We start from the raw sequence: 13,554 nt of genomic DNA, 5'->3' as shown, positions 1-13,554 counted from the left end.
TAGGGGCCGTAGGGGCCGTAGGGGCCGTAGGGGCCGTAGGGGCCGTAGGGGCCGTAGGGGCCGTAGGGGCCGTAGGGGCCGTAGGGGCCGTAGGGAGGATGGCTCCCGTGGGCGGGGAGCGCCAGGGGTTCCGGAGCCGGGCGGGGCGGGGGCCCGGCGGCGCCGGGGGACGGGCGGGGGCGCGGGGCGGACGCCCCAGTGCGCCGTTGATGCGACCACGGTCCCCGGCGTCCAATGGGCGCAGGCAACCGCCCCGAGGAGGACCCATGTCCGATTCCCCCGCCACCACACCCGACCCCGCCCAGCAGCGCCCGTCCGAGCAGCCCGCCGACCTCCGCAGCCTGCCCCTGATCGCCGCCTGCGGCTGCGGATCGGGGTGCGGGTGCGGCTGCCAGTCGGGCAGCCCGTGCCAGTGCGGCTGACGGCGCGGGCCCGGCCGCAGGCGCGGACACCGGCACCGGTACCGGCACACCGCTGAGCGGCACGCGTTCCGTCACGGCGGCCGTGGCGCCCGTCCGCCCGGCCGCCGTGAGGGCGTACGGCGCGGGCGGGCGCCACGGCGACGCGCGCCCGGCACGGTACGACGCGACCCGGCGCGCGGCACGGATCGCGCGCCCGGCTCCGGCCGCGGTCGTGCGGGGCCCCGGGCCGGGGGGTGGTCAGCGGGCGCCGGTGTCGCGGGCGGCGAGCCAGATGGTCAGCTCGCGGGCGATGTCGTTCGGGCTCGCCGAGACGGTCACCTCGTGCTCATCGCGGGCGGTGTCCCTGCGGACGACCTCGAAGCGGCCCCCGTCCAGCAGGGTCACGGAGACCGACCAGCCGGAGGCGCCCCCGGCGGGCCGCACGGCGAGAAAGGTGTTGTCGGTGCCGTCGAGATCGCCGATCATCATGAACAGCGCGTCCTCGGAGGGATCCTCGATCCGGTCGCCGTCCTCGCTGACGGCGCTGTAGTACTCGGCTTCCATCCGCCGCGCCTCCCCTCGTCACGGGCCAGCCTAGGGCCTCTCTTTTGGATCACGCCGGCCTGATCCAACGAAAGACCCTGGCCGCCCCCGTCGACGGCCCCTTTCGGCGGCGGACCGGTGAACCACCGCCGCCCGGCGCGCGGTTGACCAAGCGCCTTCGGGGCAGCGGTACTTGAGCAGAAGCGTCAGGGGACCGGCCCCCGGCCGGGACCGTGGCGCCCCGATCGCGAACGCGGAGGAGCACGGGTGCGGCAGGTGTCCATCGAGGAGTACCGGGTGGCCGACGGCTCGGCCGGTCCCTACTCCCTGACCACCGGGCCGGACGGCGCCCTGTGGTTCACCCTCGTCCACGGCGGCGGGATCGGCCAGCTCGTCCCCGGCGGCCGGCCGGCGGTGTACGCCCTCGACCCGGAGTGCGGGCCGAGCGTCATCACCGCCGGCCCGGACGGCGCGCTCTGGTTCACCGAGTACCGCGCGGACCGGATCGGCCGGATCGCCTGCGACGGGCACGTCACCGAGTACCAGCTGCCCACCCCCGGCTGCGGCCCGTTCGGCATCGCGGCGGGTCCGGACGGGGCGCTGTGGTTCACCGGTACGGCCGCCGACCGCGTCGGGCGCGTCACGGTGGACGGACGCGTCACCGAGTTCCCGCTGCCGGTGAGCGGGGCCTTCCCGTCCGGAATCGCCGCCGGTGGCGACGGCGGGATGTGGTTCACCCTCAACCGGGCGAACGCCGTGGGGCGGATCGGCATGGACGGCGCGGTCGCCCTGCATCCGCTGCCCACTGCGGAGGCGGCGCCGGTGGGGATCGCGGCGGGGCCCGACGGGGCACTGTGGTTCACCGAGATCGCCGCCGGGCGGATCGGCCGGATCACGCCCGGCGGGCACGTCACCGAGTACCCGCTGGCCGACCCGGCGGCCCGGCCGCACGCGGTCACCGTGGCCGGGGACGGCACGGTGTGGTTCACCGAATGGGCGGGCAACCGGGTCGGCGCGCTCGCCCCCGGCGGCTCCCCGGTCGCGTACGGCCTGCCCACCCCGGGCTCCGAGCCGCACGGCATCGCCGTGGGACCGGACGGCGCCGTGTGGACGGCCCTGGAGACGGGCGCGCTCGCCCGCGTCGCCCCGGCGGACGGCCCCGCCCCGGACGGTCCGGCGCCGGGCACCTCGACGACGGACGGTTCGGCATAGGGCGCATCGCCGACGGACGGTTCGCCGACGGGCCGTATGACGACGGGCCGTACGACGGCGGGCGGTTCCCAGGGTCGTCCGGGGCCGCGCGCCCGCCTCGCAGGAGCACGCCCGCCGCCCGGCACTCGCCACTTGGCATCCGTCACTCGGCACTCGGCACCGGCACCGGCGCCCGCTGAACGCCACGCGTCACGCGCCACGCGCCCGACGGCGCCGGGCCTCACCGCACGAAGTAGTCCGCGCACCGGTAGGGCCCCTGCTCGGGGCCGCTCGACGGCGACAGGGTCACCTCCACCTCGTCGCTGCCGACCTCCGGGTCGACCACGGACCGGGCGCTCGCCAGTGTGCACACCATCTGGCCGGTGCCCAGGTCGAGCCCCGTACCGCCGTAGGCGCCGTCGATCTCGACCGTGACCCGGGCACCCCGGGCGGAGACCGTGTAGCCGCCCAACTGGAGCAGGTTGACGAGCCCTTCGGGGGGTTCGAGGAGCAGCTTCAGCACCCAGCCGATGTCCTTGCCGATCTCCCGGTCGACCAGCGGCACCGCGCGCAGCCCGCTGGACGAGACGTAGTACAGCCGCATCCCGCGCGTCAGACCGGACGCGGGTTCGCCCGCGCCGATCACGCCGGTCGGCTGGACCCCGCACCCCATCAGGACGATGCCCAGCACGGCGGCCAGGACCCCCCGCCGGATCATCCGCACTCCGTGTCCTCTCCCGGGCGTCGCAGGGGAAGCCGCAGGGTGAACACCGCGCCGGGCGGCACCCCACGGCCTCCGCCGGACGCCCCGGGGGCCCCGGCCGTCCCGGTCCCGCCGTCCGCGTCCGCGTCCCCGTCCGCCGCACCGCTTCCGCCCGTCACCTCGATCGTGCCGCCGTGCAGCCGGGCGTTCTCCAGCGCTATCGCCGTCCCCAGGCCGCTGCCCTGCCCGCTGTCGTCCGCCGCACCGCGGGTACGGGCGGAGTCGGCCTTGTAGAACCGGTCGAAGACCCGCTCCCGCACCTCGGGGGGCAGACCCGGGCCGTGGTCGGCGACGGACAGCAGCACCCACTCCTCCTCCCCGGTCCGGGAGGTGCGCAGGGTCACGGTGACCGGCGGGGCGCCGTGCCGCAGCGCGTTGCCCACCAGATTCGCCACGATCACGTCGATCCGGCGCCGGTCCACCACCGCCCGCAGCCCCTCCGGGAGGTCCGCGCGCACCCGGTCCGTCCAGCCGCGCAGCGCCAGCGAGGCCCGCACGGTGGCGGCGAGGTCGGTCCCGGCCGCGTTCAGCCGGACGGCCTTTGCGTCGAAGCGGGAGATCTCCATCAGGTCCTCCACCAGCCGGGCGAGCCGCGCCGTCTCCGCGCCGACGGTGCGGGCGGCCCGTGCCGCGTCCGGCGGCAGCCGGTCCGCGTCCTCCTCCAGGACCGTCGCCACCATGGTCATCGCCGCGAGGGGGGTGCGCAGTTCGTGGGAGACGTCCGCGACGAAGCGGCGCGCCTTGGCCTCCTGCTCGCGCAACTCGGCGTCGGACGCCTGGAGGGCGTCGGCCGTCTCGTTGAACGTCCGTGCCAGGTCGGCGAGTTCGTCGTTGCCGGTGATCTCGACCCGGGTGCCGAGGTCGCCGGAGGCGAGTTCGCGGGTGGCCCGGCCCAGCGTGCGCACCGGCCGCAGCACCGTCCCCGCCGCCAGCAGCGCGAGGACGGCGGCGAGCAGGACCACCGGCACGATGCCGTCCCGCACGGAGTCGATCAGGGCGGCGGTGTCCGCGCTCTCGGCCCGCAGATCGGTCAGCGTGTAGACCTCCAGGCCGGAGGCGCGGCGGTCCCCGTCGACGTAGCGGACGGGGGTGCCGACGACGAGGTGGGGCTCCCCCCGCCACCGCACCCGCTGGAAGACGGTGGCGTCGCCCGCCATGACGGAGGCGCGCAGTCCGGAGGTGATCCAGGGCGTCGATTCGGCGAACGTGTCGGAGGTGGCGGACAGGGACCGGTAGCGGGCGACCACGGTCCGCCCGCCGACGCGCTCCGAGACCTTCGCCGCGAACCGGGACAGCGACTCCTGGTCGGGCGGCAGGTCGAAGTCGGCGGCCACCGTCCCGACCTGGGCCCGGAAGTCCTTCACCGTGGCGTTCTGGGTGCGCTGGAGGACTGCGGTGCGGGCGTCCCGGTAGGCGAGGGCGGTCGCGGTCGCCGCGCTGAGAAGGGCGACGACGACGAAGGTGAGGACGAGCCTCACCCGCAGCCCGCCGGTGAACCGCCGCCGGCGCCCGGGTCCGGCACCGCGGCCGGGTCCGGCACCGCGGCCGGGTCCGGCACCGCGGCCGGGTCCGGCACCGCGGCCGGCCCCTCCTCGCCCCGCCGCGGCGCCGCCCGAGCGGCCGCCCGCCCGTCTCACAGGGGCCCGAAGCGGTAGCCGAAGCCCCGCACGGTCTGCACGAACCGGGGCTTGGCCGGTACGTCCTCCAGCTTGGACCGCAGCCGCGCGACCGCCGCGTCCACCAGCCGGGAGTCGCCCAGGAAGCTGTGGTCCCACACCGATTCGAGGAGCTGCTCGCGGCTGAGGACCCGGCCGGGCGCGGCCGACAGCTCCAGCAGCAGCCGCATCTCGACCGGCGGCAGCGGGACGGGGACGCCCCGACGGGTGACGGTCAGCCCGGCGCGGTCGATGACCAGTCCGGCGGGGTCGCCCTCCTGCTCCCGGCCCGCCGACGGCTCCACCCGGCGCAGCGCGGCCCGGATGCGGGCCTCCAGCACGGGCGCGGTGACCGGCTTGACCACGTAGTCGTCGGCGCCCGCCTCCAGTCCCGCCACGATGTCGTGGTCGTCGCCGCGCGCGGTCAGCATGATGACCGGCAGGACGGCCGTCCGCTCCCGGATGCGGCGGCACACCTCGAAACCGTCCATTCCGGGCAGCATCAGGTCCAGCACGGCCAGTTCGACCCTCCGGCCGTCCGGGCCGTCGAGCAGGTCGAGGGCCTGTTCACCGGTGGCGGCGGTGTCCACCCCGTACCCGTGCCGGCGCAGCACCAGCTCCATTCCGTCCCGTACCGACGCGTCGTCCTCGATGAGCAGCACATGCGGCATGGGCACGATTATGGGCGGGCCCGGGCCGCTTCCCCCACCCCTTCGGAGCTGCGGAAGGCGCAGGTCGGGGCATTGTTACGTTCCCATCATGCGGCCATGGAGGGGCCATCACGCGCGGTGGCGACGGTAGGGCCCATGAGCTACGCAACGCGGCCCCGAGCCGCCCTCCGGCTGCGCGCCACCGCCCTGGTGACCCTGCCCCTCCTCGCCCTCGCGGTCGCCTGCGGCGGCGACGGCTCCGGTGTGAAGGACGGGAGGAGCACCGCCATCGCCGACGTCCCGGCCGCCCCGGCCCCCGGGGCCGGCGACCGCGCCGAAGGCACCACCAGCCCCCGGCCCGCCGCCAAGAGCGCCTACTACGACGCCCAGGTGAAGTACGTGCAGTGCATGCGCACCAAGAGCGGCTACAAGGACTACCCCGACCCCAAGCTGAGCGGCTACCTCGACTGGGCCGAGATCGAGAAGATCGTCGAGCGGACCGGCGAGAACGAGGCGTGGAAGGGCGGCAGGAAGGGCGTCTGCTTCCCCGAGCTGCGGGCCGCCATGGACGTCGAGCCCGAGGTGGACCAGCAGAAGGCGTACGAGTCGCTGCTCGCGCACGCCAAGTGCATGCGGGACAACGGCGTCTCGCGCTTCACCAACCCCACCATGAGCGGCGGCCAGGCCATCCCGGGCGGCGACCCCAACCCGGCCTCCCCGGTCCTCGACTCCGACTCGCCGGCGTACGAGAGGGCCGAGGAGGCCTGCCGGTCGAAGCTGATCGAGAGCGTGGAAGGCATGCAGTGAGACGACGCACCGCACTCCTCGCGCTCGGCACGGCGGCCGTCGTGGCCGCCGGGGGCGTCCTGCTCCTCGGCACCGGCGGCGGCACCGGCGCACCGGCGGCCGGCGGCGATCTGCCGCCCGCCACCGCGGCCGTCGTCCGCACCGACCTCGTGCAGTCCAAGACGGTCGACGGCAGACTGGACTTCGCGCGGCGCCGCCCGGTCAAGGCCGCTGTCGAGGGCACGGTCACGGTGGCCGCCGCCGAGGGCTCGACGGTGGCCGCCGGGCAGGCGCTGTACGAGCTGAACGACAAGCCCGTCACCCTCCTCTACGGCCCGGTCCCCATGTTCCGCGAGATGAGGAACGGCGACCGCGGCAGCGACGTGCTCCAACTGGAGCGCAACCTGCGGGACCTGGGATACGGATCGGGGCTGTACGTCGACGTCTGGTACGGCCGGGACACCGAGGCCGCCGTCAAGCGGTGGCAGAAGTCCCTCAACCGGGAGCCCACCGGGCGGGTCGGCGCCGGTGACGTCGTCTTCCAGCCCGGACCGGTCAAGGTCGTCTCGACCGACGCGCCGCTCGCCGACCGCGTCGCACCCGGCGGGACGGTCCTGACGGTGGCCTCACCCCAGCCCGTCATCCGGGCCCAACTGGAGCAGACGGACGGTCCGTTGGCGGCCTCCGGCACCAAGGTCGAGGTCACGCTGCCGAGCGGGCGGACCGCCGCGGGCAAGGTCACCGGGACGGTGCGCCCCGAGCCGGGCGCCGCCGGGGAGGCCTCCCAGGAGGGGATCACCGTGGAAGTCGTCCTGGACGGCGGGGCGAAGGCGGCCTCCGGCGAGGACACCCGGGCGAGCGCGAGCGTGCGCTTCGTCAGCGAGGCGCGCCGGAACGTCCTCGCGGTGCCCGTGGAGGCGGTCGTGGCCCTGCGGGGCGAGAACGGCGGCTACGGACTCCAGATCGTCCGGGGCACCACGTCCCGGATGGTGCGGGTGGAGACGGGCATGACCGCCGACGGGCGGATCGAGGTCAGCGGCCCCGAGCTGCGCGAGGGGATGAAGGTCGGGGTGGCGGCGTCATGACGGCATCCCCGATGTCCCCGATGTCCCCGACGTCCCCGGCGTCCCCGGCGTCCGGGTCGCTCGGTCCGGCTGGGCAGGCGGCGCCGCTGGTGGTCGAGTTGCGGGGCGCCACCAAGTCGTACCCCGGCGGCGTCCACGCCCTGCGCGGAGTGGACCTCGCGGTGGCGGCGGGCGAACTGCTGGCCGTCGTCGGCCCGTCCGGCTCCGGCAAGTCCACGATGCTCAACATCATGGGCACCCTCGACAAGCCCACCAGCGGCACGGTCAGGATCGCCGGGTACGACGTGGCCGAGCTGTCCGACGCCCGGCTCTCGGCGCTGCGGGCCCGCCACATCGGCTTCGTGTTCCAGCACTTCCACCTGGCGGCGGGCCGCGACGCGGTGGACAACGTCGCCGACGGACTGCTGTACGCGGGCGTGCCGCGCGGGGAACGGCGCGCCCGGGCACGGGAGGCGCTGGCCCGGGTGCGGCTGGACCACCGGGCCTCGCACACGCCCAACGAGCTGTCCGGCGGCGAGAAGCAGCGGGTGGCCATCGCCCGCGCCCTGGTGGGCGAGCCCCGGCTGCTGCTGGCGGACGAGCCCACCGGGGCGCTGGACACCGCGTCCGGCACGATCGTCATGGAGCTGCTGCGCGAGCTGAACGCGGGCGGCACGACGGTCTGCGTGATCACCCATGACCAGGAGATCGCGGAGGCGCTGCCGCGGCGGGTGCGGTTCAGGGACGGGGAGATCGTGTCGGACACGGGTGCGGGGGCCGGGGGCGCGTCCGGTGCCGGGGCGGGGGGCGGCTCCGGGCCCGGTGCCGGGGGCGCGTTCGGTGCCGGGGCCTGGGGCGCGTCCGGTGCCGGTGCCGGGAGCGCGTCCGGTGCCGGGAGTGGCTCCGGCGGCGGGGGCCCCGGCGGGCGTACCGGCGTACGGGGCGCGGGCCCGGGCTCCGGCGGCGGCCAGGACGGGACCGGGCACCCCCGGCAGGGCCCGCACCCGGCGGCCGGAGCAGGCCGGGGTTTCGCCTCCGGCCCCGTCCCCGGCGTACCGGAGGGGGAGTCATGAGGAACGCTCTCAGGCCCTCCCGCCTCTCCCCCGGTGACGTCCTGCGCGTCGGCGCCGTGGGGCTGCGCGCGCGGCGGGCCCGGGTGGTGCTCTCGGCACTCGGCATCGCCATCGGCATCGCGACGATGGTCGCGGTGGTGGGGCTGTCCGAGTCGAGCCGCGCCGATCTGATGGCCCGGCTCGACCGCCTCGGCACCAATCTGCTCACGGCGGAGGCCGGCAAGAGTCCCACCGGGGAGGAGATCAAGCTCCCGAAGAACGCGGTGGCGATGGTCGAGCGGATCGGCCCGGTGCAGCGGGCCACCGCGTCCGCCGACATCGACGCCCGTATCCGCCGCAGCGACGTGGTCCCGGAGGAGCGCACCGCGGGGGTCACCGCCCAGGCCGTCCGCCGCGACCTGCTCACGGCCCTCGGCGGCGAGGTGTCCCGGGGCGTCTGGCTGGACCCGGCGTCCGAGCGCCTGCCGACGGCGGTGCTCGGCTCGGTCGCCGCCCAGCGCCTGGGCATCACCCGCACCGGCGAGACGATCATGATGAACGACACGCGCGTGGCCGTCGTCGGCATCCTGAAGCCCCTCGAACTGGTCCCCACCCTGGACCGGGTGGCCATGGTCGGATTCCCCGCCGCCGAGCGGTACTTCGGCTTCGACGGGCATCCGAGCACCATCTTCGAGCGCTCCACGGACGCCTCGGTCGAGGACGTGCGGGCGATCCTGGCCCGCACCGTCAACCCCGGCCAGGAGGGAGGCGTCAAGGTCTCCCGGCCCTCGGACGCACTGGCCGCGAAGGCCGCCACCGACGAGGGGCTGACCCGGCTGATGCTCGGACTGGGCGCGGTGGCCCTGCTGGTCGGCGGGGTGGGCGTGGCCAACACCATGGTGATCTCGGTGCTGGAGCGCCGCCAGGAGATCGGGCTGCGGCGCGCGCTGGGTGCGACCCGGGGCGCGGTCCGGCTCCAGTTCCTCACCGAGTCGCTGCTGCTGTCCGCGCTGGGCGGGGCGACGGGCGCGCTGCTGGGCACGGCGGCGACGTACGGCTTCGCGCGCTTCCAGGGCTGGACGGCGGTGGTCCCGCCGGAGTCCCTGGCCGGGGGCGTGGCGGCGACCCTGGTGATCGGCGTGATCGCGGGCCTCTACCCGGCGGTCAGGGCGTCCCGCCTGCACCCGACGGTGGCGCTGAACGCGGCCTGACCGTACGGCCGGAGGTGCCTGCGGGCGCCTCCCGGCAGGGGGCGGGGGCCGGGGGCAACCTTCTGCCACCCGGCCCCCTGCCGACGGTCCGGGCCGCCTCGCGGTGGCCGGCTGCGGCCCAGGGCCGGTGCACGGGCCGCGGCCCCGCACCCGGTGCCTCAGAATCCGCGATCGGTGTGATCAGCACGTTCCCGAAGACTTCATGGACCGACGCGTCCCCCGCTCCGCATCTTTCCGGTCCCCGAACGCCTTGAGGATCGCGGCGGCAGCCGTCCGGAGGGCCGCCGACGGGGTGTCCCCGCCGTTGATGCCGGTGGAGATGCAGGCGTTGCCGGTCTTCTCGTTCCACTCGCAGATGCCCCGCCTCACCCGCACGGGCGCGTCCTTCCCGGTCAGGCGTCGAAGTCGTACTCGAGGACGTAGGAGGCCGCGTCGAGCGTCATCTCGTTGACCTCGACGGCACGTCCCCCGGCCGCGAAGGCGGTCCGGCAGACGAGGACGACCGGCGTTCCCGCGGAGATGTCCAGGCGTGCCGCCTCGTCCCTGGTGGGCATGCGCGAACGGAGTTCCTCACGGAAGTGCACCAGCGCGAGGCCCAGTTCGGCCAGGCGCGCGTACGTCCCGCCGGGGCCGGTGTCCTCCCGGATGATCGCCGACCCCGCGACCACGGCCATGGGGAGGTAGCTCGTCGCGAACAGCACCGGCTTCCCGTCCGAGACGAACCGCCGACGCCGCACGCAGACGGCGTCTCCCTCCCCCAGGTCCAGCACCCGTCCGACACGCTCCGGGGCTGCCTCCTCCGACACGGTCACCCGGTCCACCACGAGCGGACGGTCCTCGATGTCGGCCGACCAGACGGACATGCCGTTGCCCCACCGCTCCCGCGAGAGCCGCTGCACGCCCCGGCGCCGCAGCGGACGGAACGACCGGACGAACACGCCCGCGCCCTTCCGCGACTCGGCGACCCCCTCGTCCTTGAGCACGCCCAGCGCCTGGCGCGCCGTCATCCGGGCCACGCCGTGGGCCGCCATCAGCTCGTTCTCCCCCGGCAGCCGGTCACCGGAACCGTATTCACCCGAACGGATCGCCTCCCGCAGAGCATCCGCGATCCGCTGGTACTTCGGCCGACGGTCGTCATCGGTGCTGGCCATCCGGGAGCCCTCCCCTCGTCGGGGGACAGCGTAGGTCACGGTATGTGATCACTTCGACACGAAGGCAGAGGAGGGGCGCCGGTCCCCGGTCGCGCGCGTGCCGAACGATCCTGGCCGCCGACGGACACGGAACGGGAACACCGCCGTACGGCACGGGTCCCGTTGGGCCGGACCGCCTTCGACCCCGCGCGCTCCACCGTCGGACGTCGCCGCGTCAGTCACCCGCCCGGGCGCCGCATCCTCCTGGTCCGCACCGACCCGATCACCGCTTCAGGAGGAACGGGACGCATGCACCGTGGTGAGGAGGGTCGAGGAGATGTGGGCCAGGGCGGGGTCGGCGGGGATGAAGAACGTCGCGATCCCGGCCAGTTCACGGTTCACGCGGGCCAGCCGCGTTTCGTGTTCCGCGTCGGCGCCGTCGCGGACGCCTCGGACGACCACGTCGATTCCGGCACTGCGGCAGTAGTCGACCAGCAGGCCGTCGGTGTGGGAGTCGACCGAGACGTTGCCCAGACCCGTTGTCACCGCTCGAAGCCGGTCCAGCCGTTCGGTGACGGGGAAGCGCCCGGTCTTGCCCGCGTTCGCCATCACGCAGACGACGACCTCGTCGAACAGGGACGCGGCGCGGCGGAGAACGTCCAGGTGCCCCTCGGTGACCGGGTCGAAGGACCCTGGGAAGAGGGCTCGCATGACCAGGGAGAGTATCGCGGACGCCTGCTCCCGTCGGCCCGCGCACCCGGACACCGGTGTCCCCGGTCCGAGGGCCCGAAGCCGTCCCCGGCCGCGAGAACGCCCCCGAGCCGCGCCGTACGCGCGGGCCGGGGGCGTGATCGCGTCGGCTACTTCTTCTTGCCCTGGTTCTTCACGGCCTCGATGGCCGCGGCGGCCGCGTCCGGGTCGAGGTAGGTGCCGCCGGGGGTGACCGGGTTGAAGTCGGCGTCGAGTTCGTAGGAGAGCGGGATGCCCGTCGGGATGTTCAGGCCCGCGATGTCGGCGTCGGAGATGCCGTCGAGGTGCTTGACCAGGGCGCGCAGGCTGTTGCCGTGGGCGGCGACCAGGACCGTGCGGCCGGTGAGCAGGTCGGGGACGATGCTGTCGAACCAGTACGGCAGCATGCGCACGACGACGTCCTTGAGGCACTCCGTCCGCGGGCGCACCTCCGGCGGGAGGGCGGCGTAGCGGGGGTCGCCGAACTGGGAGTACTCGGCGTCGCGGTCGAGCGCGGGCGGCGGGGTGTCGTAGGAGCGGCGCCAGAGCATGAACTGCTCCTCGCCGAACTCCGCGAGGGTCTGCGCCTTGTCCTTGCCCTGGAGGGCGCCGTAGTGGCGCTCGTTCAGGCGCCAGGACCGGTGGACGGGGATCCAGAGGCGGTCGGCGGACTCCAGAGCGAGCTGGGCGGTGCGGATCGCGCGCTTCTGGAGGGACGTGTGGACCACGTCGGGCAGCAGACCGGCGTCCTTGAGCAGCTCGCCGCCGCGCGTCGCCTCCTTCTCGCCCTTGGCGGTGAGGTTGACGTCCACCCAGCCGGTGAACAGGTTCTTCTCGTTCCACTCGCTCTCGCCGTGGCGGAGGAGGATCAGCTTGTACGGTGCGTCGGCCATGGTGCCGAGCGTAATCGAACCCCCTCGCCGGGTGCTCGGGGCGCCCGCTGGGCGGACGGTTGACGGGAAGTGCTAATCGGGTGGCTCCCGCGACGGCGCGTTCGTAAGGTGTGCTCACCGCGTCAGCCGCTTACTGCCACTTCCCCGGGGGTTCCATGTCCGTCGCCGGTCTCCGACGTGCCGCGCGCGAGTCCGTCGCCGGGCTCCCCGGCGCGTTCTGGTGGCTGTGGACCAGCACCCTGGTGAACCGGCTCGGCGCCTTCGTCGCCACCTTCATGGCGCTGTACCTGACCATCGACCGGGGTTACTCCGCCTCCTACGCCGGACTGGTCGCCGCGCTGCACGGGCTCGGCGGCGTGGTGTCCTCGCTGGGCGCCGGGGTGATGACCGACCGGTTCGGGCGGCGGCCCACGCTGCTGGTCGCGCAGGTGTCCACCGCCTTCTCCGTCGCCCTGCTGGGCTTCATGCGGGACCCGGTGGCCATCGCGGCCGTCGCCTTCCTCGTCGGCATGGCGAGCAACGCGTCCCGTCCGGCGGTGCAGGCGATGATGGCGGACATCGTGCGCCCCGAGGACCGGGTGCGGGCCTTCGCCCTCAACTTCTGGGCCATCAACCTCGGTTTCGCGATCTCCTCCATGGCCGCCGGGTTCATCGCCGAGTACAGCTACCTCGCCGGATTCCTGATCGAGGCCGGGATGACCCTGGCCTGCGCGGTCGTCGTCTTCGTCAAGCTGCCCGAGTCCCGGCCGGAGCGGACCCCCGGGGACGGCGCCGCCGGGCACGCCCCGGTGTCGCTGCTGACGGTGCTGCGGGACGGGCGGTACATGGGGGTCGTCGGGCTGTCGCTGCTGGTCGCGGTGGTCTTCCAGCAGGGGTACCTGGGGCTGCCGATCGCCATGGGCGAGGCCGGGTTCACGCCCGCGGACTACGGGCTGGTCATCGGCTTCAACGGCGTGCTGATCGTCGTGCTCCAGATCCCCGTCACCCGGTTCATCGAGCGCCGCGACCCGCGCAACCTGCTCGTCGTCTCGGCGCTGCTGGCCGGGTACGGGTTCGGGCTCACCGCCTTCGCCGGGTCGCTCGGGGTGTTCGCGCTCACGGTGTGCGTGTGGACGCTGGCGGAGATCGTCAACGCTCCGACGCAGACCGGGCTCGTCGTACGGCTCTCCCCGGTCGAGGGGCGCGGGCGCTACCAGGTCGGGTAGCCGGGGCCCATTGCTGGGACCCCGGCCCCCTCAGAACCGGGCATGCGGCTTTCACCGCACCACGGCTCAAGCAGGTCACATGGGCCTGCCCGCATCCGCGCCTTCGAGCGCGTGATGTTGCTGGTGGCATTGCGAGTGGAGGAGTTTGAGGTTCTTCAGGTCGTTTCCGCCGCCGTGCTTTCGGTGCACGATGTGGTGCACGTTCAGCGGACGGCGGACGGCGTCGAACCAGGACACCCAGTCGTGAACGTTGTCCGGTTCGAACTCAGCTCCTTCGACGA

Annotated in this window: 13 protein-coding genes and 2 pseudogenes; 7 read left to right on the top strand and 8 right to left on the bottom strand. The window is 74.5% G+C overall.

The genetic code is table 11. The features are described 5' to 3' along the window. Nucleotides 1–266: 266 nt before the first annotated feature. The gene (locus tag GTY84_RS33065; protein ID WP_202551420.1) at nucleotides 267–422 is read left to right on the top strand and encodes a hypothetical protein; all 156 of its coding nucleotides are present in this window, start codon (nucleotides 267–269) and stop codon (nucleotides 420–422) included. 237 nt (nucleotides 423–659) lie between these two features. Here GTY84_RS33065 and GTY84_RS19320 read toward each other — a convergent pair whose 3' ends face one another. After that, nucleotides 660–965, bottom strand: a complete 306-nt coding sequence (locus tag GTY84_RS19320) for a hypothetical protein (RefSeq protein WP_161227554.1) — start codon at nucleotides 963–965, stop codon at nucleotides 660–662. A 246-nt stretch (nucleotides 966–1,211) separates the two neighbouring features. Between GTY84_RS19320 and GTY84_RS19315 the strand changes: the two genes are divergently transcribed. Beyond that, nucleotides 1,212–2,156 carry a virginiamycin B lyase gene (locus GTY84_RS19315; protein ID WP_161227553.1) on the top strand — a complete coding sequence of 315 codons (945 nt, stop codon included), beginning with the start codon at nucleotides 1,212–1,214 and terminating at the stop codon, nucleotides 2,154–2,156. A 220-nt stretch (nucleotides 2,157–2,376) separates the two neighbouring features. Here GTY84_RS19315 and GTY84_RS19310 read toward each other — a convergent pair whose 3' ends face one another. The 3 genes from GTY84_RS19310 to GTY84_RS19300 all read right to left on the bottom strand — a co-directional run bounded on the left by GTY84_RS19310 (nucleotide 2,377) and on the right by GTY84_RS19300 (nucleotide 5,224). Further along, nucleotides 2,377–2,853, bottom strand: coding sequence for a hypothetical protein (locus GTY84_RS19310; protein ID WP_161227552.1), 477 nt, complete (start codon nucleotides 2,851–2,853; stop codon nucleotides 2,377–2,379). Continuing rightward, nucleotides 2,850–4,376: an ATP-binding protein gene (locus tag GTY84_RS19305; protein WP_345943485.1), complete on the bottom strand. Its 1,527-nt coding sequence runs from the start codon at nucleotides 4,374–4,376 to the stop codon at nucleotides 2,850–2,852. Before GTY84_RS19305 ends, GTY84_RS19310 begins: the two co-directional genes overlap by 4 nt. A gap of 155 nt (nucleotides 4,377–4,531) precedes the next feature. Further along, on the bottom strand, nucleotides 4,532–5,224 hold the full coding sequence (locus GTY84_RS19300; protein WP_161227550.1) for a response regulator transcription factor: 693 nt from the start codon (nucleotides 5,222–5,224) through the stop codon (nucleotides 4,532–4,534). A gap of 135 nt (nucleotides 5,225–5,359) precedes the next feature. Between GTY84_RS19300 and GTY84_RS19295 the strand changes: the two genes are divergently transcribed. From GTY84_RS19295 to GTY84_RS19280, 4 genes and pseudogenes are all read left to right on the top strand, one after another. Beyond that, the gene (locus GTY84_RS19295; RefSeq protein ID WP_161227549.1) at nucleotides 5,360–6,010 is read left to right on the top strand and encodes a hypothetical protein; all 651 of its coding nucleotides are present in this window, start codon (nucleotides 5,360–5,362) and stop codon (nucleotides 6,008–6,010) included. Then, entirely contained in the window at nucleotides 6,007–7,074 is a 1,068-nt protein-coding gene (locus GTY84_RS19290; protein WP_161227548.1) for a peptidoglycan-binding protein, read from the top strand. Before GTY84_RS19295 ends, GTY84_RS19290 begins: the two co-directional genes overlap by 4 nt. A 20-nt stretch (nucleotides 7,075–7,094) precedes the next feature. Then, nucleotides 7,095–7,817, top strand: a pseudogene (locus GTY84_RS19285) (ABC transporter ATP-binding protein); the annotation flags it as partial. Nucleotides 7,818–8,122: 305 nt separating this feature from the next. Then, on the top strand, nucleotides 8,123–9,316 hold the full coding sequence (locus GTY84_RS19280; RefSeq protein ID WP_161227547.1) for an ABC transporter permease: 1,194 nt from the start codon (nucleotides 8,123–8,125) through the stop codon (nucleotides 9,314–9,316). 392 nt (nucleotides 9,317–9,708) lie between these two features. On the opposite strand, the gene GTY84_RS19275 is transcribed toward GTY84_RS19280, so the two are convergent. The 3 genes from GTY84_RS19275 to GTY84_RS19265 all read right to left on the bottom strand — a co-directional run bounded on the left by GTY84_RS19275 (nucleotide 9,709) and on the right by GTY84_RS19265 (nucleotide 12,068). Further along, nucleotides 9,709–10,467: a GntR family transcriptional regulator gene (locus tag GTY84_RS19275; RefSeq protein ID WP_161227546.1), complete on the bottom strand. Its 759-nt coding sequence runs from the start codon at nucleotides 10,465–10,467 to the stop codon at nucleotides 9,709–9,711. 270 nt (nucleotides 10,468–10,737) lie between these two features. After that, entirely contained in the window at nucleotides 10,738–11,157 is a 420-nt protein-coding gene (coaD, locus tag GTY84_RS19270) for a pantetheine-phosphate adenylyltransferase (protein WP_161227545.1), read from the bottom strand. Between the two features lie 149 nt (nucleotides 11,158–11,306). After that, nucleotides 11,307–12,068, bottom strand: coding sequence for a phosphoglyceromutase (locus tag GTY84_RS19265; RefSeq protein ID WP_161227544.1), 762 nt, complete (start codon nucleotides 12,066–12,068; stop codon nucleotides 11,307–11,309). A gap of 155 nt (nucleotides 12,069–12,223) precedes the next feature. Between GTY84_RS19265 and GTY84_RS19260 the strand changes: the two are divergent. Beyond that, a pseudogene (locus tag GTY84_RS19260) lies at nucleotides 12,224–13,264 on the top strand (MFS transporter); the annotation flags it as partial. A gap of 84 nt (nucleotides 13,265–13,348) precedes the next feature. On the opposite strand, the gene GTY84_RS19255 reads toward GTY84_RS19260, so the two are convergent. Beyond that, nucleotides 13,349–13,554 (bottom strand): HNH endonuclease (locus tag GTY84_RS19255; RefSeq protein WP_202551419.1); only part of this gene is annotated, 206 nt, incomplete at its 5' end.

Source organism: Streptomyces sp. SID8352, assembly GCF_009862265.1.
Taxonomy (GTDB): Bacteria; Actinomycetota; Actinomycetes; order Streptomycetales; family Streptomycetaceae; genus Streptomyces.
Note: the sequence above shows the minus strand (reverse complement) of the source record. Positions and strands in the feature narration are given on the sequence as shown.

Coding starts and splice junctions, on each gene's coding strand:
- GTY84_RS19320 (WP_161227554.1), bottom strand. CDS start 965: ATGGAAGCCGAGTACTACAGCGCCGTCAGCGAGGACGGCGACCGGATC.
- coaD (WP_161227545.1), bottom strand. CDS start 11,157: ATGCGAGCCCTCTTCCCAGGGTCCTTCGACCCGGTCACCGAGGGGCAC.
- GTY84_RS19300 (WP_161227550.1), bottom strand. CDS start 5,224: ATGCCGCATGTGCTGCTCATCGAGGACGACGCGTCGGTACGGGACGGA.
- GTY84_RS19310 (WP_161227552.1), bottom strand. CDS start 2,853: ATGATCCGGCGGGGGGTCCTGGCCGCCGTGCTGGGCATCGTCCTGATG.
- GTY84_RS33065 (WP_202551420.1), top strand. CDS start 267: ATGTCCGATTCCCCCGCCACCACACCCGACCCCGCCCAGCAGCGCCCG.
- GTY84_RS19295 (WP_161227549.1), top strand. CDS start 5,360: ATGAGCTACGCAACGCGGCCCCGAGCCGCCCTCCGGCTGCGCGCCACC.
- GTY84_RS19280 (WP_161227547.1), top strand. CDS start 8,123: ATGAGGAACGCTCTCAGGCCCTCCCGCCTCTCCCCCGGTGACGTCCTG.
- GTY84_RS19275 (WP_161227546.1), bottom strand. CDS start 10,467: ATGGCCAGCACCGATGACGACCGTCGGCCGAAGTACCAGCGGATCGCG.
- GTY84_RS19265 (WP_161227544.1), bottom strand. CDS start 12,068: ATGGCCGACGCACCGTACAAGCTGATCCTCCTCCGCCACGGCGAGAGC.